This is a genomic window from Desulfoluna butyratoxydans (assembly GCF_900699765.1).
GTDB classification, from domain to species: Bacteria; Desulfobacterota; Desulfobacteria; order Desulfobacterales; family Desulfolunaceae; genus Desulfoluna; species Desulfoluna butyratoxydans.
Genome location: NZ_CAADHO010000006.1, coordinates 232,275 through 257,144, shown reverse-complemented (window position 1 = coordinate 257,144; position 24,870 = coordinate 232,275). Strand labels below are relative to the sequence as shown.

26 protein-coding genes and 1 tRNA gene are annotated in these 24,870 nt (G+C 58.9%); 3 read left to right on the top strand and 24 right to left on the bottom strand.

Going from position 1 to position 24,870, the window contains the following annotated elements; genetic code table 11:
* Positions 1–7: 7 nt before the first annotated feature.
* The 16 genes from MSL71_RS17105 to ffh form a co-directional block, all read right to left on the bottom strand.
* Positions 8–949, bottom strand: coding sequence for a ribose-phosphate diphosphokinase (locus MSL71_RS17105; protein ID WP_180142652.1), 942 nt, complete (start codon positions 947–949; stop codon positions 8–10).
* 43 nt (positions 950–992) lie between these two features.
* Positions 993–1,067 (bottom strand) — tRNA-Gln (locus tag MSL71_RS17100).
* 11 nt (positions 1,068–1,078) lie between these two features.
* Positions 1,079–1,948, bottom strand: coding sequence for a 4-(cytidine 5'-diphospho)-2-C-methyl-D-erythritol kinase (gene ispE, locus MSL71_RS17095; RefSeq protein ID WP_180142650.1), 870 nt, complete (start codon positions 1,946–1,948; stop codon positions 1,079–1,081).
* The gene (locus tag MSL71_RS17090; RefSeq protein WP_180142648.1) at positions 1,949–2,269 is read right to left on the bottom strand and encodes a DUF1844 domain-containing protein; all 321 of its coding nucleotides are present in this window, start codon (positions 2,267–2,269) and stop codon (positions 1,949–1,951) included.
* 143 nt (positions 2,270–2,412) lie between these two features.
* Positions 2,413–3,294: a heterodisulfide reductase-related iron-sulfur binding cluster gene (locus MSL71_RS17085; RefSeq protein ID WP_180142646.1), complete on the bottom strand. Its 882-nt coding sequence runs from the start codon at positions 3,292–3,294 to the stop codon at positions 2,413–2,415.
* Positions 3,287–3,817 carry a 4Fe-4S dicluster domain-containing protein gene (locus tag MSL71_RS17080; RefSeq protein WP_180142644.1) on the bottom strand — a complete coding sequence of 177 codons (531 nt, stop codon included), beginning with the start codon at positions 3,815–3,817 and terminating at the stop codon, positions 3,287–3,289. Before MSL71_RS17080 ends, MSL71_RS17085 begins: the two co-directional genes overlap by 8 nt.
* A gap of 597 nt (positions 3,818–4,414) precedes the next feature.
* Positions 4,415–5,287 (bottom strand): 16S rRNA (cytidine(1402)-2'-O)-methyltransferase, encoded by an 873-nt coding sequence (gene rsmI / locus MSL71_RS17075; protein ID WP_180142642.1) that lies wholly within the window; start codon positions 5,285–5,287, stop codon positions 4,415–4,417.
* Complete coding sequence (locus MSL71_RS17070) at positions 5,262–5,630, bottom strand: YraN family protein (protein WP_218951062.1); 369 nt, start codon at positions 5,628–5,630, stop codon at positions 5,262–5,264. Before MSL71_RS17070 ends, rsmI begins: the two co-directional genes overlap by 26 nt.
* A gap of 35 nt (positions 5,631–5,665) precedes the next feature.
* A complete protein-coding gene (locus MSL71_RS17065; RefSeq protein ID WP_180142640.1) occupies positions 5,666–6,265 on the bottom strand; it encodes a ribonuclease HII in 600 nt (199 codons plus the stop codon).
* 81 nt (positions 6,266–6,346) lie between these two features.
* Positions 6,347–6,694, bottom strand: coding sequence for a 50S ribosomal protein L19 (gene rplS, locus MSL71_RS17060; protein ID WP_092211417.1), 348 nt, complete (start codon positions 6,692–6,694; stop codon positions 6,347–6,349).
* A 121-nt stretch (positions 6,695–6,815) separates the two neighbouring features.
* Entirely contained in the window at positions 6,816–7,400 is a 585-nt protein-coding gene (locus MSL71_RS17055) for an RNA methyltransferase (RefSeq protein WP_246317815.1), read from the bottom strand.
* Positions 7,390–8,136, bottom strand: a complete 747-nt coding sequence (gene trmD, locus MSL71_RS17050) for a tRNA (guanosine(37)-N1)-methyltransferase TrmD (RefSeq protein ID WP_180142638.1) — start codon at positions 8,134–8,136, stop codon at positions 7,390–7,392. The genes MSL71_RS17055 and trmD overlap by 11 nt, the downstream gene beginning before the upstream one ends.
* A complete protein-coding gene (gene rimM, locus MSL71_RS17045) occupies positions 8,133–8,657 on the bottom strand; it encodes a ribosome maturation factor RimM (protein ID WP_180142636.1) in 525 nt (174 codons plus the stop codon). Before rimM ends, trmD begins: the two co-directional genes overlap by 4 nt.
* On the bottom strand, positions 8,647–8,877 hold the full coding sequence (locus tag MSL71_RS17040) for a KH domain-containing protein (protein WP_092211420.1): 231 nt from the start codon (positions 8,875–8,877) through the stop codon (positions 8,647–8,649). Before MSL71_RS17040 ends, rimM begins: the two co-directional genes overlap by 11 nt.
* A gap of 45 nt (positions 8,878–8,922) precedes the next feature.
* Positions 8,923–9,177, bottom strand: a complete 255-nt coding sequence (rpsP, locus tag MSL71_RS17035) for a 30S ribosomal protein S16 (RefSeq protein ID WP_180142634.1) — start codon at positions 9,175–9,177, stop codon at positions 8,923–8,925.
* Between the two features lie 20 nt (positions 9,178–9,197).
* Positions 9,198–10,526, bottom strand: coding sequence for a signal recognition particle protein (gene ffh, locus MSL71_RS17030; RefSeq protein WP_180142632.1), 1,329 nt, complete (start codon positions 10,524–10,526; stop codon positions 9,198–9,200).
* 120 nt (positions 10,527–10,646) lie between these two features.
* Between ffh and rlmN the strand changes: the two genes are divergently transcribed.
* Positions 10,647–11,717, top strand: coding sequence for a dual-specificity RNA methyltransferase RlmN (gene rlmN / locus MSL71_RS17025; protein WP_180142630.1), 1,071 nt, complete (start codon positions 10,647–10,649; stop codon positions 11,715–11,717).
* 229 nt (positions 11,718–11,946) lie between these two features.
* Here the strand turns inward: rlmN and MSL71_RS17020 are convergent, their stop codons facing one another.
* The 3 genes from MSL71_RS17020 to MSL71_RS17010 all read right to left on the bottom strand — a co-directional run bounded on the left by MSL71_RS17020 (position 11,947) and on the right by MSL71_RS17010 (position 16,316).
* Positions 11,947–12,942, bottom strand: a complete 996-nt coding sequence (locus MSL71_RS17020) for a tRNA 4-thiouridine(8) synthase ThiI (RefSeq protein ID WP_180142628.1) — start codon at positions 12,940–12,942, stop codon at positions 11,947–11,949.
* Between the two features lie 21 nt (positions 12,943–12,963).
* Positions 12,964–14,184, bottom strand: a complete 1,221-nt coding sequence (locus MSL71_RS17015; RefSeq protein WP_180142626.1) for a hypothetical protein — start codon at positions 14,182–14,184, stop codon at positions 12,964–12,966.
* 326 nt (positions 14,185–14,510) lie between these two features.
* Positions 14,511–16,316, bottom strand: coding sequence for an acyl-CoA dehydrogenase (locus MSL71_RS17010; protein ID WP_180142624.1), 1,806 nt, complete (start codon positions 16,314–16,316; stop codon positions 14,511–14,513).
* Positions 16,317–16,863: 547 nt separating this feature from the next.
* On the opposite strand from MSL71_RS17010, the gene MSL71_RS17005 reads away from it, so the two are divergent.
* Both MSL71_RS17005 and MSL71_RS17000 read left to right on the top strand, forming a co-directional pair.
* Complete coding sequence (locus MSL71_RS17005; RefSeq protein ID WP_180142622.1) at positions 16,864–17,703, top strand: MBL fold metallo-hydrolase; 840 nt, start codon at positions 16,864–16,866, stop codon at positions 17,701–17,703.
* A gap of 18 nt (positions 17,704–17,721) precedes the next feature.
* The gene (locus MSL71_RS17000; RefSeq protein ID WP_180142620.1) at positions 17,722–18,474 is read left to right on the top strand and encodes an SIR2 family NAD-dependent protein deacylase; all 753 of its coding nucleotides are present in this window, start codon (positions 17,722–17,724) and stop codon (positions 18,472–18,474) included.
* 131 nt (positions 18,475–18,605) lie between these two features.
* Here the strand turns inward: MSL71_RS17000 and MSL71_RS16995 are convergent, their stop codons facing one another.
* The 5 genes from MSL71_RS16995 to MSL71_RS16975 all read right to left on the bottom strand — a co-directional run bounded on the left by MSL71_RS16995 (position 18,606) and on the right by MSL71_RS16975 (position 24,576).
* The gene (locus MSL71_RS16995) at positions 18,606–19,049 is read right to left on the bottom strand and encodes a universal stress protein (RefSeq protein ID WP_180142618.1); all 444 of its coding nucleotides are present in this window, start codon (positions 19,047–19,049) and stop codon (positions 18,606–18,608) included.
* A 25-nt stretch (positions 19,050–19,074) separates the two neighbouring features.
* Positions 19,075–19,965, bottom strand: a complete 891-nt coding sequence (locus MSL71_RS16990) for a serine/threonine-protein kinase (protein ID WP_246317814.1) — start codon at positions 19,963–19,965, stop codon at positions 19,075–19,077.
* A 16-nt stretch (positions 19,966–19,981) separates the two neighbouring features.
* Positions 19,982–20,545, bottom strand: a complete 564-nt coding sequence (locus MSL71_RS16985) for a GAF domain-containing protein (protein ID WP_180142616.1) — start codon at positions 20,543–20,545, stop codon at positions 19,982–19,984.
* A gap of 391 nt (positions 20,546–20,936) precedes the next feature.
* Entirely contained in the window at positions 20,937–22,667 is a 1,731-nt protein-coding gene (locus MSL71_RS16980; protein WP_180142614.1) for a DUF6178 family protein, read from the bottom strand.
* A gap of 187 nt (positions 22,668–22,854) precedes the next feature.
* Complete coding sequence (locus tag MSL71_RS16975) at positions 22,855–24,576, bottom strand: sodium:solute symporter family protein (RefSeq protein WP_180142612.1); 1,722 nt, start codon at positions 24,574–24,576, stop codon at positions 22,855–22,857.
* Positions 24,577–24,870: the final 294 nt, after the last annotated feature.

The window sequence follows — 24,870 nt, the reverse complement described above, 5'->3', positions numbered from 1 at the left end:
GGTGTCATTACACAAACAGCGTCGTAACCGAGTCACCCCGATGGCTTCGAATGATGGCCTCACCCACCAGCGGGGCGACGGAGAGGACCTTGATCTTGTCACATGCCTTCGCCTCTTCGCTTAAGGGGATGGTGTCCGTTGCAACAAGACTCTTCAACGCTGATTTCTCAATACGTTCCACGGCAGGTCCGGAGAGAACCGGATGCGTGCAGCATGCGTGGACTTCCTTGGCACCCATTTCGCTGATGGCGTTGGACGCTTCAGTCAGTGTGCCGGCCGTGTCGACCATATCATCAAGAATGATAGCCGTCTTGCCTTCCACATCACCAATAACCGCCATGGCCTTGGCTTCGTTGGGACGGTCACGACGCTTGTCCACGATGGCCAGCCCGCATCCCAGGCGCTTGGCAAAGGCCCGGGCTCGTTCCACACCACCTGCATCGGGAGATACGATCACCAGGTCTTCCCCGGCGAAATCTTCTCGAATGCGTTCGATGATGATGGGAGCGGCGTAGAGGTTGTCCACGGGAATATTGAAAAAACCCTGGATCTGGCCTGCATGGAGGTCCATGGTGATGATACGGCATGAACCGGAGTGGGTAAGAAGATCAGCAATCAGCTTGGCCGAGATGGGAACCCGCGGTGCCACCTTCTTATCCTGACGCGCATAACCGAAGTAGGGAATGACGGCCGTGATACGAGACGCAGACGATCGGCGCATGGCGTCGATCATCAGAAGCAGTTCCATAAGGTTGTCGTTCACGGGAGAGCATGTGGACTGGATGATGTACACATCCTTTTTCCGTACATTCTCCTCAATTTCAATCTGGATCTCGCCGTCGCTGAAGCGATTCACCTTTGCGCTTCCAAGATCTTTAAAAAGATACTTGGACACCTTCTGGGCAAGCTCTTTGTTGGAGTTCCCCGTAAATATGGAAAGATCGTTCATTCCATTCCCGTTTTCCCGGAAACACTGCCGGTATAAATAAATTTGGCAGGGGCGGCAGGATTCGAACCTGCGAATGCTGGAATCAAAATCCAGTGTCTTACCACTTGACGACGCCCCTGCAATGTATATTCAAAATGTCAACAACAATTCAGCCAAAAAAACCTGCCATCCGGCATACTCTTCCGGCCTATCCCCCCTCAGGCACATCAGCAGCGTTTCCCCCGCCTGCGCCCCTTGTGGCTCACGGAAAAGGCCGAAAACCGACGAACCGCTCCCGGACATCAGCACGCCTTCCGCTCCGGCCTTTTCCAAGGCCGCTTTGGCGTCCCCGACAGCCGGTGACAGCTTCTGCGCAGGGGGTTCCAAGTCGTTATGAAGATGGTGGAGAGGATCGATCACCCCTTCATTCAACAGACGACTTTTAATTTTTTTTTCACTTTTTGTCAATCCCAATTTGAGATTTTTATACACTTCTTCCGTGGATAACCCCGTGCCCGGATAGATAATAAGCAGGTGATACGGCTTGATGGGCGGCAGGGACTCAAAACATTCCCCCACCCCCGTGGCCAAAACCGGGGCACATCGGATAAAAAAAGGGACATCGGCCCCAAGCTGAAGGGCCAGGGCCTCCAGGGCCGTCTCATCAAAGGGACTACCGTACAGGGTGTTGAGCCCCTTGAGGACCGTTGCCGCGTTTCCGCTGCCGCCCCCGAGCCCGGCCCCGGGCGGGATGCGCTTGTCGATGGCAATGCGGCAGCCACCGTCAATGCCCGCGGCCTCGAAAAAGAGGACGGCGGCACGCCAGGCCAGGTTGGTTTCATCCTCGGGGACCCCGGGGTACGCACAGGAGAGGGAAATACCCGCATCCGAGGGCTCGATGACAACCCGGTCGTACAGGCCGACACCGCACATCAGCGAACAGAGATCATGGTACCCGTTTTCCCGCCTGCCCGTGACGTGCAGGAAAAGGTTCACCTTGGCAGGACTCTTGAGTTCCACTTACGCCCCCTGCTCCTTGAGCTTGACATACATCATGCGCAGATCATGGAGCATGTTGGACAACAGGTTGATCTCCTCGTCGGTGAGGTTGCCGGAGGTCTTTTCCTCGAGCATCCCCAGAATGTCGATGGTCTGCTTGGCCAGGGGCAAATTGATGGCCTTGGCCCCGCCACCGGGTGCGGTGATCATACCCAGATGCACCAGCGCCGAAGAGTTCAGGGAAAAAATAAACGTGGAGAAGTTGATGCCGGGCAAGGGAGGGGCTTCCTGCCCGCCCTTGGCTCCGGACGCCTCGTGGCCAGAGTTATCCTGTTTTTCCATGGTGCCTTGTCCTTGCCGATTGGTTTAAAAGCGCCTGCCGCCCATGCCGTCCGCCGGGGACCCCGCCGGATCGGGCACGCGAAGACTGCCCCACTATAAAAAAACCGCCCTCCGACATCAAGGATGAGTTCCCCCCCCCCCCGCTACAGAAGCCCCAGCTGGTTCAACAGCGGGCGCGGGTCCACCAGGTGCTTTTTGACCCAGTTCTCGTAACCGGGCAGCCGGGCGGCCATGCCGATAAGCTCAGAAATATAGAAGACCGGCAGGGGCTCCACCTCCTTGCCCCGGAGTTCCAGGTTTACCTGGCACAAGGGACAAAAGGCGATGATGCAGTTGGCGCCGGCCCGCCGGGCATGATCACGAATCCGGTCCACCATGCCGTCCACCATATCGGGTTTTGTCACGGCCAGGTGGGAGCCGCAGCACTGCTTGCTGTAACTCCAGTCCGGGGTCTCCACGTCCAGCACGTTGACCAGGCGCTTGAGCTTCTTTTCATAAGGACGGATGTCAAAGCCGGTGATCCACTCGGGCCGCGTCAGCAGGCACCCGAAGTAGAGCACGCCGCGGAGCCCCTCCAGGGGATTAACCACCGCCTTTTCAAACACGATGGGGGCATCGGAGAGAATCTCCGGGGTAAACTTCAGGCGAACGCCCCCCTCATACTCCCGGCCACAGGCCTTGGCGAGCTTGGCGTTCATGGAGGCATCGGTGGCCAGGATCTTCTCGGCCGTACGAAGGCGCACAAAGCAGCTGGGGCAGACCACATAGAGGTCGTCGATGCCCTGGCGCTCGGCAAGAAGAATGTTCCGCCCGGCAAGGAGGGTGGCATAATCGGGGTTGACGCTGTGGGCGGGCGAGGCACCGCAGCAGTTCCAGTCCTCCAGGGGCTCCACCCAGGTCCCCATGAGGCGAAACATCTGGAACAGGGAGGTGCCGAAATCCCGGGCCGACGACATCAGGGAGCATCCGGGGTAGTAGTGCACACGACGCAGCCTCTTTTCTCCGGTGCTTTTTGCGTTACTCATCGCAGGCCTCCCTGATTTTTTTCATGATCTCTTTGTGCTTCACACTGCTGGGCAAAAGCTCCAGCCGCCCGAGGCGGAACATCTTCATCCCCATGGCCACATCCTGAAACAAATTGCCGGTGGCCAGCTTGTAGCGCGCCATGAATTCGAGTTCGTAGATGCGGCCCCGCTTGTCCACCTGCTTCAAGAACTCCCGATGGAAAGCCCAGATGTCTTTTTCACCGACATTGACCTGCTCGGTCAGGGCGATCTCACGCAGGGCGTCCATCATGTAGGGGATATGCACCCGGTTGGGGCACTCGGTAACGCAGGCGTAGCACCCGACACAGACCCAGATGGCCCGACTCTCCAGAACCTCCTGCTTCATGCCCAGCTGGATCATGCGCAGGATCTGGTTGGGCAGATAGTCCATGCCGTGGGCCACCGGACAACCGCCCGAGCAGCACATGCAGTGAAAGCACCTGGAGAGGTCCTGGCCGCTTTTGGCCGAAACCTCCTCGAAAAAAGAATGATCAACCTTCATATCAGCCCACCCGGATCGTTCACCGCGACAGCACGCCCGCCGGAGCAGCGGCATCATCGGTGAGGTTGCAATAAGACTGGCACCCGGCTTCCCCCTTACAACTGCGTCGCCCGACCGGACCGCACCGAAAAAAAAGATGCACACAGCCCTCTGACCATCAAGGGCCGACACCAGCTGCTTCCCGGGACACACTCCGCCCCGACGGAAAGAAAAGGGGGTATGTCATTTTCTAATTGTTCGCTTATCCTGTCAAGCCATTGTCCCCTGCCGGGAACACGAAGGCAATCCCGCGGCCCGCGACCCTAAAAAAATCCCCAACAATGGCAATAAGTAACACACACAACAGGGTCCGCGTTTATACCTAGCAGTCAAAAAAATGTCAACACGACCACTCACCGCCGTTTACCACACGGTAAATTTATCTCCGGGAGATCTTTAAGTTTTTTAATTGATTAACTTGATAAGCAATATTACTAACATCGCCCAAACGTTACCTGCACCAGAACAGTCAAACGAGTTATCCCGACGGCAGTAACACGGACCGCCATCAAAAGGCACAATCAGAAACCCGAACAGGGTACGCCCGGGGCTTTCCCGTCACCTGTCGCCGGACAACCTCACCACGGCATCATACACCTCCCCTTTGGGGAGCCCCAGGCGCTTGGCCAGAGATTTGGCAAGGCGGGACGGTGACTCATCGGAGTCGGCCAGAGCCCGGCGGATCTCTTCATCAAGATCCACCACAACAGGAGCGGCACTCTCCGTGGCGCCCCCCACCATCAAGGTACACTCCCCCTTTACAGAGGAGCGTGAGGCCAGCTCACCGGCAATGGAGGAGAGCGTCCCCCTCAAAAACTCTTCATGGCGCTTGGTCAGCTCGCGGGCCAGCACCGCCGGACGATCCCCAAGAACATCGGCCAGCTCGCCAAGGAGCCGTTCAATGCGGGAGGGGGCCTCATAGAGAACAAAGGTATGGGAAAGGGATGCAAGGGCCGAAAGGATGTCGCGCCTTTTGCCCTGCTTTTTGGGAAGGAACCCCTGGTAATGAAAGGCATCGGTGGGAAGGCCCGCAGCAGCAAGACCCGCCAGGAGGGCTGACGCCCCGGGAACCGGAACCACCCGAACCCCTTGACGGGACGCCGCAGACACCAGGCGGTAGCCGGGGTCTGAAATACACGGGGTGCCCGCATCCGTGACCAGGGCCACGCTCTCACCGGCCAGCACCTTGTCGATGACGCGGCTGGCACGCTCCTCCTCGTTGTGCTCGTGGAGGGCCGTCATGCGCGTGGTGATCTCGTAGGCGGACAGGAGCTTTCGTGTATGCCGCGTGTCTTCGGCGGCAATAAGGGAAACCTCTTTGAGGATGCGAAGTGCCCGGAGGGTGATATCCTCCAGGTTGCCGATGGGGGTTGAAACAATATAGAGGGCAGGACCGTCGTCCTGCTTATCGGATGGGGATGGGAAAGGCATTTTCAATCACCTGAACCTCCGAGGTGCCGCCGGCCATGATGGCCACCACATCAAACCGTGCCGGTCTCGAAAGGGCATCGCGGCTTTTCAGCCAGTAAAGGGCGGCGCGGCCCAGGGTGGCCTGCTTGGCCCGGGTGACAGCTTCTTCGGGGTGTCCGAACAAGAGGGTGGTTCGCGCCTTGACCTCCACAAACACAAGGGTCTCTCCGTCCTCGGCCACAATATCGATCTCCCCTACGGGGGTCACGGCGTTCATGGCAAGGATTCGGTACCCACGACGTTTCAGGTGGCGGGCCGCCCGCTTTTCACTGCGTCGGCCGAACCGCATGCGGGAAAAGGACATGGTCCCTCGAAAGAGGTCGATTGGGAACAGGTTTGTCAGGCGACGTGCTCAGCAACGCCCCTGAAGGTCTTGCGGTGGATGGGGGTGGGCCCGAAGGTCGCAATGGCCTCTTTGTGGGCCTTGGTGGGGTAACCTTTGTGCCCGGCAAACCCATACTCAGGATAGGTTTCGGCGTATTCCGCCATCATCCGGTCCCGAATCACCTTGGCCACAATGGAGGCCGAGGCAATGGAGGCCGACCGGGAGTCCCCCTTCACCAGGGCTTCCTGGGCAAGGGGCATGGGCACCTCGAATTTTCCGTCCACAAGGAGGAAATCCGGAGCGTCGCCAAGATCCATGACCGCTTCCCTCATGGCAGCAAGGCTCGCCTGGAGGATGTTGACGGTGTCAATGGTTTCGGCATCCACAATCCCGACACCCACGGCCGTTGCTTCGGCCCGGATGTAATCATAGAGGCGATCCCGCTTTTTGGGGGTGAGCTTTTTGGAGTCGGTGATCTCCCCGACCTCAAAGCCTGAGGGCAAAACCACCGCTGCAGCCACCACCGGCCCTGCCAGGGGGCCCCTTCCGGCCTCGTCCACTCCCGCAACACGCAAAAAGCCGTTTGAAACGGCTTTTTTCTCATAGGTCCACATAGGTGCAACCCTTTATCGCAATGCTGATGACCATGGCACGCGGCCCGGATTGAATCAATCCGGACCAGCCACGGATCGGAATTAGTGAAGGCGACGCTCTTTGATACGCGCTGCCTTGCCTCGCAGGTTGCGGAGGTAGTAGATGCGGGCACGACGAACACGGCCGCGGGTCACCACTTCAATGTGGTCGACGCTGGGGGAGTGCAGGGGAAAAACCCTCTCCACACCGATGCCGTTGGAGATCTTACGCACGGTGAAACGTGCATTGACCCCGCCCTTGCTCTTGCTGATTACAACCCCTTCAAATACCTGAATACGGGTTTTTTCACCCTCGACAATTTTCACATGAACCCGAATCGTATCGCCGGCCACAAAGTGAGGTACGTCGAGACGCATCTGCTCTTTTTCAATTTTAGTAATTATATCCATTATTTACTCCCAAACGTAAAATTGGTCACCGTATAGTCTAACAAATCCGGTAATCAATATCAGACATCCCACAGGGCGTCAATATCGATCAACAAGAAAAACACCGACGCATCCATTTCCGCTATCGCCGACCGAGGAGGCGATCCAGAATAATCGCCACTGCGGCCCGCACCGGAAGATGATTGTAATGCGTACCCCCGTCAACGGGTTCCAGCACATGATCCGCCGAAGCAATCACCTCATCGGTGACGCCCCAGGCTGTTCCGAAGATCAGAATCATGGGCCTGCCGCCTTCGCTCAGGCACGCTCGACCCGCCTGCCACGACAGGGCATCGGCGTATTGCCGTGCCGACGTGGCCACCACACGGGGCGCCAGCCCCGAATCGCTGCGAATCTCCGCCACCACCTCATCCAGGGACCCACGAATCTTGACAAGCTCAAGGGCCTCTTTTCGAGCGGGGTTGAGTTCGCCACCCCGACCGGTGGTCCAGTGGGCGACGATCTTTTCCGTCAGCACCTTCTGATCTTCCAGGGTGGTCACGATGTAGTACCCCTTGACACCGAAGGTCCGTGAGGTCCTCGCAATGTCGTGGATATCCAGGTTCGTCACCGCCGAACAGATGGTCTCACCGGTTTTGTTACGCACCGGATGATGAACCAGAACCACATGAAGGTCCGCCTGTGTTACGTTACCGTCACCCGACAAGATCTTCAATCCTTCTGCACCATTCGGTTAACACGTGTTTTTCCTCGCGGCTGAATTCCCGCTGTTCAAGCAGGTCCGGCCTTTTGAGAAAAGTACGGATGAGGGAAGTTTCCCTGCGCCACTTCTCAATCTCGGCGTGGTTTCCGGACATGAGAACATCCGGCACCCCTTCGCCGTCAAAGACAGATGGCCTGGTGTAGTGCGCGTGTTCCAGAAGCCCGCCGGAAAAGGAATCCTTTTCGGCCGACTCGTCTCCCCCCAGCACTCCGGGTAAAAGGCGTGTCACCGCATCAACGATCACCATGGCAGCGAGTTCCCCGCCGGTCATCACGTAATCACCGATGGACACCTCTTCGTCTACCATGCCCTGGCAGATTCTCTCGTCCACCCCTTCGTAACGGCCACAAATAAAAATCAGACCATCAGACGCTGCAAAGTCCTGCGCCATGGCCTGATCAAAGGGCCGCCCCTGGGGAGTCAGGAGAATCCGTCTTGCAGTGGGAGCTATCTCAGAGGCCGCCCCAATGGCCCGGGAGAGCGGTTCCGGCTTCATCACCATCCCGCATCCGCCGCCATAGGGCTTGTCGTCGGTTACTCTGTGCTTTCCTTCGGCATAGTCACGGATGTTCAACGCCCGGGCATCAATAATTCCACGTTCCACGGCCAGCCGAAGCATGCCGTTTTCCAGAAACGGGTTGATCATCTCGGGAAAGATCGTCAGAACTACAAACTTCACAACAACCCCTCCGGAAGATCCACCACCATGATCCCCTGATCCAGATCGATCTCCTTCAATACCGACGCAAGGGCCGGCACAAGGATCTCTTTTTTTCCATCCTTGACCACATACACATCGTTGCTTCCCGTGGGGAAAATGGAGTCCACCTTCCCGAGGAAATCCCCGTCCACCGTCTCCACCCGAAGCCCGATGATGTCCACCCAGTAATAGGATCCATCCTCAGGTTCCGGGAGGTCGGCTCGATCCACAAAGAGCTCGCTACCGACCAACGGTTCCAGGTCATTGATGTGCCCCACCTCTTTAAAGGTGAGGAGCAGCCCCTTTTTATGGGGAGCTGCACTCTGCACGGTCAGTTCGACATCACCGGACGGTGCCGCAACGGTCAGCTGCATACCCTTGGCGTAGGAGTCCGTGGACTCCGCCCAGGAGTAGACACGCGCGCCGCCTTTCAGCCCGTGGGTGCCGATGATTTTGCCGATGGCTATACGCCTGTTTCCCGAATCGCTCTTACTCGACAATTTCCAGAACAGTCCTCTTCTTCACCTTAGCAGATGCTGCACTGAGAATTGTCCTCATAGCGCGTGCAGTACGTCCCTGTTTACCTATCACTTTTCCCAAATCCTCTTTCGCCACCTTCAACTCGAGAACAGACGTCTGATTGCCTTCCACTTCAGAAACCACAACTTCATCCGGGTTGTCCACAAGGGCCTGGGCAATATAGTTGATCAGCTCTTTCATCTCGCATCTCCTTTCGGGCATATGAGAATTGGGTTGGTGCGTAGATTAGCTGGCGGTAGCCGGCTCGCCTTCCTTTTTCAGGATGTCGCGAACCGTATCAGTCGGAATGGCACCTTCGCCAAGCCAGTAACCCACGCGGTCATGTTTAACAGTCACTTTTGCAGGGTCCTTGAGCGGATCGTAGGTCCCGACGATCTCAAGAAACCGGCCGTCTCGCCGTGCTTCTGAATCGGCCACAACAATACGGTAAAAAGGCTTCTTCTTGGCCCCACCCCTTGCTAATCGGATCTTTACTGCCATTGCTTTTTCTTTCTCCTCATCTAAAATGGAAGCATGCCCCGTAAGGATCGCATGCCGCCTTTATTGAACTTTTTCATCATTTTCATCATCTGGGTGTAGTTCTTCAGGAGCTTGTTCACATCCTGTACCGACGTCCCGCTACCCATGGCGATACGCTTCCGGCGGCTGCCATTGACAATGGCATGTTTGCGCCGCTCTTCCGCCGTCATGGAATTGATGATGGCCTCAATGCGGACAATCTCCCGATCATCCACCTCCAGGTTCTTCAGCTGTTTATTTCCCGACACCCCGGGAAGCATCTTCAGCATATCACCCAGCGACCCCATCTTGCGGATGGAAACCAGCTGATCCCTGAAATCCTCCAGAGTGAATTGATTCTTACGCAACTTTTTCTCAAGGTCCTGGGCCTTCTTCTCATCCACCATCTCGGCGGCCTTCTCGATGAGAGTGAGGGTGTCCCCCATCCCCAGAATACGAGACGCCATCCGATCGGGATGAAACGGTTCCAGAGCACTTGATTTTTCACCGGTACCGATGAACTTGATCGGTTTGCCGGTAACGGCCTTGATGGAGAGGGCCGCCCCTCCCCGCGCATCGCCGTCCATCTTGGTCAAGACCACACCGCCGAGGTCCAGAGCACCGTCAAAGGACTTGGCGATGTTCACGGCATCCTGACCGGTCATGGCATCGGCCACCAGAAGAATGTCCGAAGGGGTTACCTCGGACTTGATCCGGACCAGCTCGGCCATAAGCTCCTCGTCCACGTGGAGCCGACCCGCCGTATCCAGGATCAGGGTGTCACACCCGTTCTGCTGGGCCGCGGCCCGTGCCGACCGACAGATATCAACCGGGTCCATACCCACTTCGGAATCAAAGACGGGCACATCCAGCTGAGACGCCAGTTTTTTCAATTGATCGATGGCCGCGGGGCGATACACGTCCGCAGGCACCAGGAAGGGTTTTCTGCCCTTTTTGCGGAGATAAAGCGCCAGCTTACCGGCCGTGGTTGTCTTACCGGAACCCTGGAGCCCTGTCAACATCACAGAGACCGGTTTCTCTCCGGCAAGGACCAGATCCTCATGGCTTGACCCCATGAGGTCGGCCAGGGAATCGTTGACAATCTTGACCACCTGCTGGCCGGGAGTGAGACTTTCCATGACCTCGTGACCGAGGGCACGCTCCTTGACCTCACCCACAAAGGTCTTGGCTACCTTATAATGGACATCCGCCTCAAGGAGCGCCATGCGCACCTCTTTGAGGGCGCCGTCGATGTTCTTCTCCGTGAGTTTCCCATGGCCCCTCAGGTCTTTAAGGACCGACGTCAGCTTTTCGGTTAAATTATCGAACATACAACCTTAAATCATTATCAGAGGCGTCAGGGGCGCATGAAAGTCATTGAAATTTTTACCGGATAAGGGTATACCAAGAAAACGAAACTCCTTATTATACACGATTCCCATGGAAAATATATGAAAAAAAGAGATATTAAAGATTTTTCCCGGCCCGAGCTTGAAGCCTGGCTCAAAGAGCGCAACATCGCTCCATATAGAGCTGGACAGATTTTCAAATGGATTTACATCCGTCAGGCCGACTCCTTTGAGGAGATGACGGATCTTGGCAAAGAATTAAGGGCATTGCTTGACGAAAACTATACCATACCCCGTCTCGAAAAAGCAAACGTAGAAATTTCCTCTGACGGAACACGAAAATACCTGTTCCGCCTTGCCGACGGGGAATACACCGAGTCGGTCCTCATCCCCGGAAAGGACAGAAAAACCCTGTGCATTTCCAGCCAGGTAGGGTGCGCCCAGGGGTGTAAATTCTGCCTCACCGCCCAGGGGGGATTCAAGCGAAACCTTACCGCAGGGGAGATCATCGGCCAGGTGCGCGACGTCCTGTCCGACCTGCCCATGGACGAGGATGCGGCCGAGACTGAAAAGCCCTTTCAAAACATCGTCTTCATGGGCATGGGCGAACCCCTGGCCAACCTGCCCCGGGTCCTTACCGCCCTGTCCGTTCTCACGGACAGCGACTACGGCCTGCGCTTCTCCGCCCGGCGGATCACGGTCTCCACCTGCGGCCTGGTGGGACGGCTTCCAGAGCTGGGAGCCAACAGCCCGGTGAACCTTGCCGTCTCCCTCAACGCCTCGGATAACGCCACCCGCAGCGCCCTGATGCCGGTAAACGACACCTACCCCATCGAAGCGCTCCTGGCGGCCCTGGCAAAATACCCCCTGCGCCAGCGGGAGAAGATCACCATCGAGTACATCCTCATGAAAGGGGTCAACGACAGCGACGCCGATGCCGCCCGACTCATCCGCATGCTCCGTCCCCTGTCGGTGAAGATCAACCTCCTGCCCTTCAACGAGCACGAGGCCAGCGACCTTAAACGCCCCGACGACGCCACCGTGGATCACTTTCTCCAGCTGCTCCACGACGCGGGCTACACCGCCATCGTGCGCCAGAGCAAGGGGCGAGACATCTCAGCGGCCTGCGGGCAGCTGAGGGCCAACCAGCTCAAAAAGACACCGGAGGCCTGAAAACAGCGCGAGCCTCACTCGCCTTCGGCGGAAGCTTTTTTCAAAAAAAGAGCAGCAAAAGCCACTCCCCATGCAGCCGCACCTCGCTTTGATCGTCCTTTGGGGCGATCAAAGCGAGGTGCGGAGGCAAAGCCCTAAAAAAAAGAGAGCAAAAAAAAACAGCCCGACGGGGTCCTTCCCCCATCGGGCTGTCTTTTTTTTCAAATCTGTCCTGAACCGCTTAAAGGCGTCAGATGATGCTGTCCCGGAAATCGGCGGGATCCACCGAAGCCACGGAGATCACGCGACGGCCGCCTGCTGACTTCACCACCGCTTCCACCACCTCGCCGGGGGGCACTTTGGCATACCCAGCACAGAGGGCGGCACCCACCTCAATGGTCTCCTCGGAGGCGTCAACATCCACCAGCACCGTTGGGCTCCCCTTGCCCTTGAGATCGATGAGCAGATGACGCTCGGGCTCGTGGTAGGTGATGATCCAGCGGTTGTCCCCTTTGGTGCGGCCCACAATCACCTTCTCACCGCCGGGCAGGCGAAGGTGCCGCCCCTGCTTGAGCAGGTGAAGGTCGCTCGGCGCGTAGGCCTTGCCGCTGGCAAACAGGTCCCGCAGCCGGTCCGAATATTTCTTATCCGTCAGCAGGCACCCGCCGGCAGGTGACGGGTACTCCTCGATGCCGTACGCCTTGGCCAGAGCCATCTGCTCCTTTCGGGAGCGCCCCTGGATACCGAGGAGCCGCTCACGGTCCACCAGGCCCAGGGTCTCCACCTCGGTCTCGGGCAGCACCTTGGCCGACAGGGGCCGAAGCACCTTTCCGTCGAAACCGGAGCGTTTCTCAACGTAACGAAGGGCCTGCTTGTTCTGGGACAGGGGCCGCTGACCGGCCACCTCTCCGCTGAAGAGGAAGTCGTACCCCCCTTTTTCCAGCTCTTCGCCTGCCAGGCGAAACATCAGGGCATGGCAATCCCTGCAGGGGTTCATGTGCTTTCCGTACCCGCACGGGGGGTCGGTGAGCATCTCCAGGTAAGTCTCGGTAATCTCTTTTACAATGAGGGGAATCCCCGTCATCTCTGAAGCTTTCCGTGCCTTGTCCGCAGGGAAAAACGGGGTCTCGAAACAGATCCACGTCACGTCGATCCCCTGGTCTTTCAGTACCAGGCCTGCCAGGATGCTGTCCAGTCCCCCGGAACAGAGCCCGATGGCCCGTACACTCTTCTTCTTATCTGTCATGGAATGGGTTCCTTACGATGGTCAATTCAAGGCGGGCCCGGCCCCTGAAGGGACCCGGGATACCGGCTGCTCCATGCGCCCGGTCAAAAGGGACGGGTCTTTGGTCGCCACACCGTGGCCCAACAGCCCGTTGAGGAACACAGGGTCCCCCCCGGCCATGAGGGACTCCACATGCGTGGAGAGAATCCCCGCCACCAGCTCCTCGCGGTCCAGGCCCCGGACATAGTCACCGTCCATCATGGAAGCGCGCTTCTGGTCAGGGGCCACCAACGCCTCCAGCTGCTTGCCGAAAACCGTCCTGAGCCCCTGGTCCCCCGTGGCCCTGACTCGGTTCACAAGCCCTGCCAGCTCCGTGGGTTCGGGGACATTGGGGGAGGTGAGAAACCGTCCCAGGTGCGCTGCAAACCGTTCGATCCCATCGGCAATGTGATGGGGGCGCACCATGTTTTTGCCCATCCACCCGGCATTGAGCCACTTGCACGACACAGCCGTAAGGGTGCCTGAGCCAGGAGAATCCTCAAGGTAGACGGTAATGGCGATGGAGGTGTAAATGTAAGAGTCCACCCAGCCGAGGCCCGTCTTGGTGAGCCCCTTCTTCCCGGAATAGCAGTAAAGGGTCCCTCCGTCACGGGTCGCAACAGGGTATCCCTTTTTGCCCACATCCGAAGGAGCGGTCTGGCGGGATGCCGTCAGGAGAAACCGCCGCCCGTTTCGCGAAGAAAGCAGGGTCAGCTCGTTCTGGTCGTAGCCATAGTACGCCCCGGAGTTTCCATCCGGGGTAATCTCCATGACGTAGCGGCTGCGCACCACCACAGGGGTTTCAAGCCCCCCGCCCTCTTCACCCAGACGGGCGTAGCTCCCCTTGCAGGCCTCCGTGCTCCCGGCATCGCGAACCAGGCGCACCACACCCGGCACCACCGCGCTCACCGGAATATTCGGATCGTACATGTACCGGATAAACCGGTCCATGGAGGAGGGGACGGCAAAGGCAACACCCACGCCGGTGCCCCGGCCCTTACGGGTTTCTTCCCAGACAGTGCCGGATGTGGAGATGTTGTCGACAAAGGCGAAAAGGGTGTCCAAAGACTCGGCGTCCGGTGCCCCCGACGGGGCGCCCACGCTCTTTTCGAGGTGATCAAAGGCGGTAAAAAGCGCTTTCTCAGAAGGGGCGTCCGCATAAACGGTCGTCCCGAGCACACACAGGAGAAAGGCAAGACAAATCAACAAAACTTTTTGTGTCATAAACCATCCCGGTTCCCTGTTGGGAATCCCGGCTCTGTAGGTCTGTTACGGTTGGGCCGCAGTCAGATAAAAGGCGTTTAGAAAGTGGTACTTGCGCTTACGCACCTGGAGGGCCCGTCGAAAGGTGAAGAAATAATAACGCCCGTTTTTTTTAACATACCGCGACCATGGGTCGAGACCATCTTTTTAACCCAATTGCGATCATTTTGCAAACACCCCCACTGTGCCCCGGGGAACATCCCCTTTTTCCCCACGGCCCCCGGCAACAAAAAAAGGCGGCCCCCGCGCCTGAGGACCGCCCTTCTCGCCGTTATGGAGTCACCGGCTTATTTGCTTCCGAAGCCTTCTTCCGAGATGCCGATTACCGCATCGTCCATGCCCTCGATGGCGGCAAGGCGCCCCAGCGTCACGGCAAGGGTGTTGTTGATGTAATAGGCGCAGGTCTTGATCTGGCCCTCGTAGAAGGGGAGATCCTTTTTCTTGGGTTTGCCGGCCAGGGCCTTTTCCGCGGTGAGGGCACGCCAGAGCAGCAGCCAGCCGAAGGTCAGGTCACCGGTGACCGTCAGCAGGGGGTGGGACTGGGCAAAGGCGCTCTGGACCTTCTCGCCCATGGCCGCGTTGGCAAGGGCCACCACCACCTCGTTGAACCGGGTGTAGACCTCTTCGAGTTTGGCTGCAAGGGGCTTCAGCTCCGCAGACTCCTTGGCCTCGTCGATGGTCTTTTTGATGCGGGCCAGAAAGCTCATGAAGGGCTTGCCCTTGCTCATGCCCACCTTGCGGCCCAGAAGGTCCATGGACTGGATGCCGTTGGTGCCCTCGTAAATCTGGAAAATCCGGCTGTCCCTCAGGAGCTGCTCCACCGGAAAGTCCTTGCAGTACCCGTAGCCGCCGTAGACCTGGACACCGTGGCTGCACACTTCATTGGCCTTGTCCGTGACATACCCTTTGATGATGGGGGTCAGCACCTCCAGGAGCTGGCTGTACTCCAGACGGGTCTCCTCGTCTTCGGCCAGCTTGACCATGTCGTGACAGATGCCGGAAAAGTAGATGAGGCTGCGCATGCCTTCCACATTGGCCTTCATTTCCAGGAGCTGGCGCCGCACGTCCGGGTGCTGGATGATGGGAACGCTGCCCTCCCTGGGCTTCACCATGTTGGCCCCCTGGACCCGCTCACGGGCGTAGGCCAGGGCGTGCATGTAGCTGGCCGTGGCCACGCCGAAGCCCTGCAAGCCCACCAGCTGCCGGGCATCATTCATCATGATGAACATGTTGCGCATGCCCTTGTTTTCCTCGCCCAGGAGCTCACCGATACAGTTTCCGCTGCCCCCCAGGGTCAGGGAGCAGGTGGCGCTGCCGTTGATGCCCATCTTGTGCTCGATGCCGGTGCAGACCACGTCGTTGAATTCACCCAGGGACCCGTCGTCGTTGACACGGTACTTGGGAACCAGAAAAAGGCTGATGCCCCGGGTCCCGGCAGGGGCGCCCTCGATGCGGGCAAGAACAGGGTGGACGATGTTGGGCGTCATGCTGTGCTCGCCGCCGGAGATAAAGATCTTGCTGCCGGTGATGGAATAAGTCCCGTCCGGGTTCTTTTTGGCCGTGGTCTCAAGGGCCCCCACATCGGACCCGGCACACGCTTCGGTGAGGAGCATGGTCCCGGCCCACTCACCGGAGTAAAGTTTTTTCAGGTAGAGTTTTTTCTGCTTTTCGTTACCGATCTCCTCCACCATCTTGGCCGCCCCGTGGGTGAGGCCGTGGTAGAGCATAAAGGCCACGTTGGCCCCGATGAAATACTCATTGGCGGCCAGGGCCACGGTCTTGGGCATGCCCTGCCCGCCCCACTCCGGGGAATCGGACATGGCGAGCCACTCCCCTTCGATGAAAAGCTCCCAGGGCCGTGAGTAACACTCCGGCAGGGTCACAGTGCCCCCTTCAAAGTCACACCCGGCGTCTCCGGGCTCCTGGGTGGGCATGATCTCCTTGATGGCAAGGGAACGTGCCTCGGAGACAATCATGTCGATGGTTTTTTTGTTGAATTCGGCGAAGGTCTCGTTGTCCGTCAGCCGGGTTACCTCCATCTGTTCATGGAGAACAAAGTCTACATCCCGTCGATCGGCAATGGGTTGGGCCATGAAACATCTCCTTTCATTATGAAATCATCTGTCCGTGTTTATCCTGTCGGCAAAACCGGGCGCCTCCCCTGTCCCAGGACATCCGGGAGGCGGATCAAACCGGATCCGTGCCCAGGGGTGCCACCTGTCCTGCTTGACACCCCCTCTTTTCATACCATCATTGCGGGTTGATAGGTCAAGGATTCCGACCCTTTCACGAAAGGCACATGAATACGCAACTGTAAACAATGTACCGAAAGAAATGAGATAGTAATAAATGTGATTGGGGATGTCAAGCTGAGGGAGCATTTGCCGCAGCAAAACAGCGCTCCCATTCGGACCTTCGGACGCCCCTCATATCCTGAAATATGACGTGCACCTAGTGAAATGTCTGGTGCCTCCAAAAGAGCGTCATCAGGCAAAGTGACGCCACGGGCCACATGCACCTTGTCTGATACCTGCCCTATGCGCTATGCTGTCTCACAATGCCTCAACCCAAGGCGTCAACAGGCCATTTTTATTCAACCCGCATGGGAAAACACCCATGCCATGACCCTGAGGGACCGACATGTACATCAAGTGCTGGGGCTCCCGCGGCTCGATCCCAGTCTCCGGACCGGGCTACCTGACCTACGGCGGCGAGACAACCTGTCTGGAAATACGAAGCGAAACCAACGACCTTGTCATCATCGACGCAGGAACCGGGATTCGCAACCTCGGCAGCCTCATGGCCCGGGAGGGATGCCGTTCCTGCCACCTCCTGTTCACCCACGTCCACTGGGACCACCTCATGGGCCTCACCGCCTTTGCCCCCCTGTTCTCCGACACCTGCCAGATCACCATACCGCGCCTGCCCTTCGGGGGAAGCTACATCGAAGAGGCCCTGGACACCCTCTTCTCTCCGCCACGGTTTCCCGTCCCCTACCGGGACATCAAAAAGCACATCCGCTTTGCTGATTTCCCCCTGGATCACTTCACCATCGGGAGCCTCACCTTCGACACCATCCCCATCAGCCACCCCAACGGGGGCCTGGGCTACCGCATCCGGGAAAACGACCGTCAGGCAGTGTTCCTCACCGACAACGAACTGGGCCACACCCACGAAGGCGGGGGAGCCTTTGACGACTACGTCGCCTTTGTCCGCGGCAGCGATCTGCTCCTGCACGACGCCGAATACACCCAAGAGGAGTACGAGCCCCGCAAGGGCTGGGGGCACTCGGCCTGGCCCGACACCCTGCGCCTGGCCCTGGCAGCGGAGGTGGGCCGCCTGGGACTTATCCACCACAACGCCGAACACACCGACGATGCCATCGACGATATCGTCAACGCCTGCAGGGACGAGATCCTCCGGGCGGAGTCGCCCCTGGACTGCTTTGCCGTGGGGTCCGACACCGTCATGTCGGTATAAGAGCCTTAGGAGAATAACATGGAGACAAACATCCTCGACGCGGTACACGCCCTGACCCGAAGCCGCCTCACCGTGGCCCTCACCGGCGCGGGCATTTCCGTTGAGAGCGGCATCCCGCCCTTCAGGGGACCGGGGAGCCTCTGGGAGAAAATCGACCCCACGGAGTTTGCCCATATCGATGCCTTCATGAAAAACCCGGCCAGGGTATGGGAAGTGCTCATGGGGGCCATGAAAAAGGTCCTGGACACCGCCAGGCCTAACAAAGCCCATCTGGCCCTGGCCGAATTCGAGCGCCGGGGCCTGCTCTCGGCCGTCATCACCCAGAACGTCGATTCCCTCCACCAGAAAGCCGGAAGCCAGGATGTCATTGAGTTCCACGGCACCTTTGCCACCCTGGTCTGCATGGCGTGCGGTAAGGCCACCCCCAGCGAAGAGATCGGCCTTGAGAGCCTTCCTCCGCTCTGCGCCTGCGGGGGCATCTACCGGCCCGACTGCGTCTTTTTCGGGGAAAATATCCCCATGGAGGCCCTGGGCCGATCCCGGGAGTTCGCCTCCCAGTGCGAGGCCATGCTCGTGGTGGGCACCTCGGCCACGGTCCAGCCCGCGGCCATGATGCCGGTCCTGGCCAAACAGAACGGGGCCACCATCATCGAGGTGAACCCCACCCCCACGCCCCTCACCGCCGGAGTCACCGACATCTTCCTCAAGGGAAACGCAGGGGCCGTTCTCTCCCGGCTGGCCGAGGCCATCCCCATCCCGGCCAGGGGATAACACCCCTTCAAGGGCGGCCTGCCCCAGGCAAGGCGAACCAAAATAAAAACGGGCCGTCCATGATGCGCATCATGGACGGCCCGTCGCGTTTTGTCCTTCCTTGCCCGGGCCAAGTCACACCCGGCTTTACCTCAGCTTACCTTTACCACCAGCACGGCCATGCCCTCCAAGGCCCGCACCAGCTTGATGCTGGCGTCCCCAAGAACAAATTCCTCGGCCTTGCTCATGCGCTTGCGGCCGATGACCACCAGGGAGGGGTTGACCCGCCGGGCCTGGTCGATGATGCCGTCGGCAATGGTGTCGTAGGGTTCGGTGACCATGAGGAGGGTGATGTTCTCCGGGGGCACCCCCTTCTCCACAAACCGGTCCCTGGCCTGTTCCAGTACCTCCATGTACCGGGCAGGCTGCTTTTTCATGAACTTCTGCCCCATGAGGGCTTCCCCGCCCGACTGCTTGCGGAACACATGGAGCAGGGTCACCTGCAGATCCTCGGGGCACCAGGCCATGGCCAGAACATATTCCAGCACCGCCTTGGAACTCATGGAATCACTTAAGGCAATCAACATGGAATCCATGCCCACCTCCGATTGGTCACTCCCGTTAGAAGATAGAATAAAGGCAGCGTGTCACGTCTTCAATCAGCTCGTCCGTGTTTTCGTAATACACCTCGCACCCCCGTGAAAAATGCAGCAGGATGTTGTTCAGCGCCTTGGGGATGTAAGGGTAGACCTTGCGCAGGTTCATCACCCGGTTGCCGTCCAGGATCGACAGGTCGGTGGCCACCAGCGAGTCAAAGAGATCGCCGTAGATGCGGGTGTCGTACTTGATCATGTGAAGGGTGTGAAACCCCTTTCCGATGGCGTAAAGCAGGATATTTCCCATGCCGAAAATATCCAGCCCGAAGGGGTTCTCCGTGGCCTGGTAGTCGTAGTCGAAATCGATCCAGGTGTAGTTGCCGGACTCGTTGTCGATGATGATGTGGTCATTCCTCACATCCCCGTGCCGGAACCCGTTCACATGCAGGTACCTCAGGGCCTCGAAGGCCTTGACCAGCCCCTTGAGGATCCCGGGGAGCACCTCCTCAAAGTAGACTTTATGGGGCATGTGCAGCCCCTCGATGTAAAAATAGAAATTTTCTCCCCGCACCACGTCGATGATCCGAACGCTGTTGTCCCGGTTGTCGTTGAACTCCACCCCCTGCATGAAATAAGGATGGTCCTTGACCAGGGAAAGGATCTTCCCCTCCTTGACCGGGTCCCGGAAGCAGCGGATCTTCACGCCTCCCAGGGAGGTGACAAAGGTCTCGAAAAAGACCAGCTTCATCACCTTGCGATCCCCGGTGGCCTCATCCACCACCCACTTCACCCACATCTTGGGGTCTTCCACCCCGAAGCGCCCCTCCCGCGCGTTTCCGGTGACCCGGTACTCCCGGCCCCCCACCGCCACGCGGTCCCCGATATCAATGGACATGAAATCGGAGGTATCGGTCACCAGCCGCCCGGCCACCTTACAACCCTTTGAGCTTGCGGAGGGGAAGGCTTCCCATGGCCACCTTCACCTCATTCAGAAAATTCTGGAGACCGTTGTTCTCAATGACAAGGCCGTACTGCTCGGCCAAGACCGCCACACTCATGATGTCCTCGTCATGGAGAATCCAGTGTTCGGAGTTGTAGAGCTTGAGCAGCCCGAGGATGTTGTCGCTGCGCTTGATGGGAACCGACAGCATGGAGGCGATGCCCTCTTTTTTCACGGCTTCCCTGTTTTTCACCCTCGGGTCGTTGGCAAAGTCTTCGAAGTAGACCCAGCGCCCCTGGGTGAACTCCTGAAACATATCGGAGAACTCGGGCACCACGCGATTGTACTCCTGACTGAGCCCGTGGCTGCAGACATTGAAGAGCATCTTTTCCCGGTCATCGAAAAGAAGGATGCTGGCCGCCTTGATCTCAAAGGAGATGCAGATACTCTCCACCAGGTGATGGCCCAGCATGGTGACGTCTTCATAACGGGAAATGGCGTGGCTGATGGCTCGGAACTGAGGCAGCCCGATCTTCCTTTCCGGTTCAAAGGTCATGGAACCTCCTAAAAGCGACGCCCACAAAAGGGGAGCCATTCACGAAGGAACAAAATCAGAACATGGATGAAGCAACGAAGCTGTGGTGATTGTCCGGCAGGAATGGGCATACGCAGGCAGAAGGGCACCGGACCCAGAAAGAGAAAAAAAAGAGAGAAACATGTACGCGTCGTGTAACCGGAGATGCCAAAGGCCGTCAGGCAAAGGGCAACCCACGGGAAGTCATGGATAAAATGCTACTCCAGATCCCCTTGGTGAGTCAATACCCTTTTCGGCGGAGACACCTCGAAACAGACGGCGGATCAAGGGACGGGGGGCAAGGAGCCCCCCGTCGCCATGGGAAGAAAAGTAGTCAAACCCGGAACCACTGTGTGGAAGAAAAAGTCGGAAACTACTCGGAACGGGTCAGGAAAAGCTGCATAAACCGGGCATCGACCTGCTGGGGGTCCAGGTGGGCATACTCGTCGGCCACTTCCCCGAAAAGGCGCTCCAGCCCCCGGGCCAGCCTCTCGCTGAGTTCCACCCGGCTCAAGCCTGTTTCCTCGGAGAGCCAGGCCAGGCAGTGGGCCTTGGCCTCGTCCGAAACCTGCCTGGTGCCCCCCTCATCGGTCCAGATGCCGGAGAGAAGCCGTTTCACCTGGTCCAGGGTAAGGGGCCCCCCATGGTCACCCTCCCCCAGCCACGCGGCAGCCCACAGGGTCAGCAACAGGCTCTTGATGGTAAAGTCGGGCCCCTTAAAGGGCTCGGGATCCGGATCCAGCAGGCTGAGCACGGCGTCGATGCCCGTCACATCGGAGAGCACCGCCTCGGTGGCCTCGATATCGGCCAGACTCTCAAACTCCCGGTACAGGGAGCCGCTCCGGTAGTTGTCGTAAAAGAGGGGCCGGTTGAGAAGCAGGCCTCCGGTGACGCCCATCCACGCCTCCCCCAGAAGGGAGAGGGAGAGGCCGCGGCCCAGGAGCCAGCTCTCTTTGCGCCAGCGATCCGCCTTGAACTTCAGCCCCATGGCCAGACCGTAGCCCACCCTGAAGATCTCTTCCAGGCCGGTTTCAGCAAGCCATGCGGCCAGGCCCTTATTCATCTCCGCGTCGCGGTTCAGCGCCTCAAGGCCCAGGGAGATGTACCCGCACACCTTCTTCACCACCGAAGAGAGCTCGGCACGCTCCCGCACCGGCTTCTGGTCGGCGGCAATGACGCGGTTGCACAAAACGGCAAACTCCATCTGAAGGGCGGACAAAAGCGTCACGTCGTCCAGCTCCGCCAGGGCATCTGAGAACAGGGAGCCCTCGGGCACCTCACCGGTGTGGGCGTGGGGTACCACGGTGGCCGCATCCAGGGGAGGTGTCTTTTTAAGGCCCTTGCGCAGGGACTCCGCATCCAGGGGCGCATAAACCCCCAGGGCCTCTTCAAAGGGCAGAAAGCCCTTTTCGGAAAGCCGCACGTTGCGCAGGCGATAGCTCTCCTCCTCCACCTCGGCGGAGAGGACGCTCATGGCCTCCAGCATCACGGCCTGAAAGCGCGGGTGATCCTCTTTGGAAAGGGTCTGGAGCAGGGAGAAGACCACGTCGTTTCGGTCGTCCGGGTGGATGTACGGCGCGCCGTCCTCCACCGGCTCGTCCGGGACCTCGCGATGCCGGATGTAAAACCAGTCGTCAAAGGTGAACCAGCCGGGCCCGAACTCGGACGGATCCTCGTTTTTCTCACGGACCCTCACCTCGATGTGCCTGGCCAGGTAATCCTCGAAAAAAGCGGTGTGCTCCACGACCATCCAGTTGACGCATCGCTTGGGGTCGGCCTTGAGGAGGAGATCAAACCAGCGGGTCAAGCCGTCCACGTCCAGCAGGTCCCGCTGCCACACCTCCGCGTCCACAAAGTACTCCCACTGCTCGGACGAGGCCACGGCCAGTACGGGCAAGGCGTCCTCTGCCCCGATGTCGTTGACAAGGAAGTAGAGGTCCTGATGGGGAAAGGACTGCACCAGGGCCGCAGGGGTCGGATCGCTGATGATGGCGTCCAGTGCCTTCTCCGGCTCCATGCCCATGATTTTCAGGCGACGCTCGTAGCGCGCCGCATCCGCGGGAGAGAGGCTCCCGTTCAACTCCATTTTCTCTTCAAGATTCATCTGTTTTCCTCGTATGGCATGGACCGAGCTGCTCGTGCAGCATCAGGCCGGAATAAGGGTCGGCTAACCACCCGTGGCCGGGGGGACGCCCCGGTCTTTCCCGGGACCACCTAAAGTAATGCCGGTGGGGCGGTCTGTCAAAAACCCGGCCCCTTCTCCGGGAAACACGGGGGTGCACCAGGGCTCATCACGGCCGCCAGAGCCGGGAGATCAGGTACGCGATGACCGCAGCCACAAAGATCAGCCCCCCTGCCTGGGCGTACCGAAGGAACATGAGGCTCCCCACGCCAAAGCAGAAGGCGTAAACCCCCACGGCCCCCATGCCCCAGAGCAGGCAGGCCCGCCCAAAATTGGGACGCCACCCAAGATGGGGGTATCGCCTGTAAATAGGCCCCCAAAAGGCGGGAAACGGCCTCACCCGCTCGCAAAAGGCCACAAGGTGGGCCTCGTCGTCCGGCTCCGTCAGGAAACAGACCACCACCCAGCTGACGGTGCAGATCCCCACCACGATAAGAAACCGGTACTGCCACCGGATATCGGGCATGGCCTCCCAATACCCCAGGGCCTGGGCAAACTTGGGCGACAACACCGTGCTGGTGATCCCCGAGGTGGCAAGGGCCGTGATCTCGGCCCAGGCGTTCACTCGCCACCAGAACCAGCGGATCACGATGACAATGCCGTACCCCGCTGTGATCATGGACATATAATACCAGGCATCGGCCACGGAATCGAGGTTGTAAGCCACCACCACGGAAACGAGGAGCATCAGCACCGTGCTTACCTGGGAGGCGCGCACATAATGGGTCTCTGAGGCCTCCTTCACCATAAACCGGCGATAGATGTCGTTGACCATGTACGAGGCCCCGTAGTTGATGTGGGTGTCCACCGTGGACATGAAGGCCGCCATAAGGGAGGCCATCATGAGCCCCAGCATGCCCGAGGGCAACAGGGTCGTCAGCAGCATGGCGTAGCCCGTCTCCGGGCTTGACGCATCGGGAAAGGCGATGAGGGAAACCATGGCGGCAAAAATCATGGGCCAGTAGTTGAACCCGAAGGCCAGCACCGCAAAAAAGAGGGTGGCCTTGGAGGCGTCCTGCTCGTTTTTGGAGGCGATGATGCGCTGGGTGATGGCAGGGGGCGGGTTGCCCCACCACTTCAGGGTCATGAACACCACAAAGGTGACAAAAAACGGGGTCCCCACCTCCGGGAGGAAGGAGAGGCGAAGGCCTGCGTCCGCGGCCCCGTATTTTTCCGTGAACCCGATCACCACCTGGTCGATGCCGCCAATGTACCGCCAGGCGTAAAAGGCCAGGAGAAAGGAGCCCACGCTCCCGATGACAAACTGGATAAAGTCGGTGGCGGCGATGCCCCAGAGCCCGCTCATGGCCGTGTAGATAAGGGTGAACAAAAGCAGCACAAAAAGCAACAGGTCCCGGTTCACCCCCGGGACCACCACCTCCGAGAGGGTCCACACCGCCTTTAAGATCCACCCCAGGGTAATGGCGTTGGCGAACACCCCGAAGTAGAGGCCCTTAAAGGCCCGTAGCACCGCTGCCTGGGGCCCGGAGTACCTCAGTTCGATGAGCTCTGCCGTGGTGATGATGCGGGACCGGCGCAGCATGGCGGAAAAGAGGAAGGCCCCCAGGGTACCCGCGCCCCCCAGCACAAAGGACCAGGCAAACCAGACCCCCGGGATGCCGTTTTCCGCCACCAGCCCGGTAATGCCCAGAGGGGTGTCGATGGCAAAGGCCGAAGCCACCATGGAGACCCCTGCAAGCCACCAGGGAAAGGAACGGCCCGAGACAAAATAGTCGTCCACGCTCTTGAGGGCCCGGCGTGAAAAATAGAGGCCGAGGGCCACGCTGAACAGCAGGTAGCCCCCGACAATCGCCCAATCCAGATGGGACATAACACCTCCACATGCAATTGATAACAGTTCCGTCCCACCCATATCAGAATTGGGACAGGGTAGCACGCGAATCCATGGGACCATGCAAGGCAAACGCGTCTAACAGTGAGTTGCCTCTGGCAGAACCGCCGGAGCTATTCCGGTTAAAGTCAAACGACTCCCATATTCATTTCATCGTGTTTCCAGAAGAATGAAATGGGCCTCTCCTGCAAAGGCAGTTGCTATATGCCACACATCGCGCGAATGCTCTGATACCGCATGCAGAATGGTTGCCGCCATGCATTCGCCATAGGG

Bases quoted from the DNA above. Each gene is read 5' to 3' on its own strand.
- MSL71_RS17070 (WP_218951062.1), bottom strand. From the start codon at position 5,630: ATGTCCTTTTCCCGCATGCGGTTCGGCCGACGCAGTGAAAAGCGGGCG.
- MSL71_RS17090 (WP_180142648.1), bottom strand. From the start codon at position 2,269: ATGGAAAAACAGGATAACTCTGGCCACGAGGCGTCCGGAGCCAAGGGC.
- rpsP (WP_180142634.1), bottom strand. From the start codon at position 9,177: ATGGCAGTAAAGATCCGATTAGCAAGGGGTGGGGCCAAGAAGAAGCCT.
- rsmI (WP_180142642.1), bottom strand. From the start codon at position 5,287: ATGCCTTTCCCATCCCCATCCGATAAGCAGGACGACGGTCCTGCCCTC.
- MSL71_RS17065 (WP_180142640.1), bottom strand. From the start codon at position 6,265: ATGTGGACCTATGAGAAAAAAGCCGTTTCAAACGGCTTTTTGCGTGTT.
- MSL71_RS17020 (WP_180142628.1), bottom strand. From the start codon at position 12,942: ATGACAGATAAGAAGAAGAGTGTACGGGCCATCGGGCTCTGTTCCGGG.
- MSL71_RS17005 (WP_180142622.1), top strand. From the start codon at position 16,864: ATGTACATCAAGTGCTGGGGCTCCCGCGGCTCGATCCCAGTCTCCGGA.
- MSL71_RS17085 (WP_180142646.1), bottom strand. From the start codon at position 3,294: ATGAGTAACGCAAAAAGCACCGGAGAAAAGAGGCTGCGTCGTGTGCAC.
- rlmN (WP_180142630.1), top strand. From the start codon at position 10,647: ATGAAAAAAAGAGATATTAAAGATTTTTCCCGGCCCGAGCTTGAAGCC.
- MSL71_RS16995 (WP_180142618.1), bottom strand. From the start codon at position 19,049: ATGGATTCCATGTTGATTGCCTTAAGTGATTCCATGAGTTCCAAGGCG.
- MSL71_RS16985 (WP_180142616.1), bottom strand. From the start codon at position 20,545: ATGACCTTTGAACCGGAAAGGAAGATCGGGCTGCCTCAGTTCCGAGCC.
- MSL71_RS17010 (WP_180142624.1), bottom strand. From the start codon at position 16,316: ATGGCCCAACCCATTGCCGATCGACGGGATGTAGACTTTGTTCTCCAT.
- rplS (WP_092211417.1), bottom strand. From the start codon at position 6,694: ATGGATATAATTACTAAAATTGAAAAAGAGCAGATGCGTCTCGACGTA.
- MSL71_RS17105 (WP_180142652.1), bottom strand. From the start codon at position 949: ATGAACGATCTTTCCATATTTACGGGGAACTCCAACAAAGAGCTTGCC.
- MSL71_RS16980 (WP_180142614.1), bottom strand. From the start codon at position 22,667: ATGAATCTTGAAGAGAAAATGGAGTTGAACGGGAGCCTCTCTCCCGCG.
- MSL71_RS17040 (WP_092211420.1), bottom strand. From the start codon at position 8,877: ATGAAAGAGCTGATCAACTATATTGCCCAGGCCCTTGTGGACAACCCG.
- MSL71_RS16975 (WP_180142612.1), bottom strand. From the start codon at position 24,576: ATGTCCCATCTGGATTGGGCGATTGTCGGGGGCTACCTGCTGTTCAGC.
- ffh (WP_180142632.1), bottom strand. From the start codon at position 10,526: ATGTTCGATAATTTAACCGAAAAGCTGACGTCGGTCCTTAAAGACCTG.
- MSL71_RS17000 (WP_180142620.1), top strand. From the start codon at position 17,722: ATGGAGACAAACATCCTCGACGCGGTACACGCCCTGACCCGAAGCCGC.
- MSL71_RS17080 (WP_180142644.1), bottom strand. From the start codon at position 3,817: ATGAAGGTTGATCATTCTTTTTTCGAGGAGGTTTCGGCCAAAAGCGGC.
- MSL71_RS17015 (WP_180142626.1), bottom strand. From the start codon at position 14,184: ATGACACAAAAAGTTTTGTTGATTTGTCTTGCCTTTCTCCTGTGTGTG.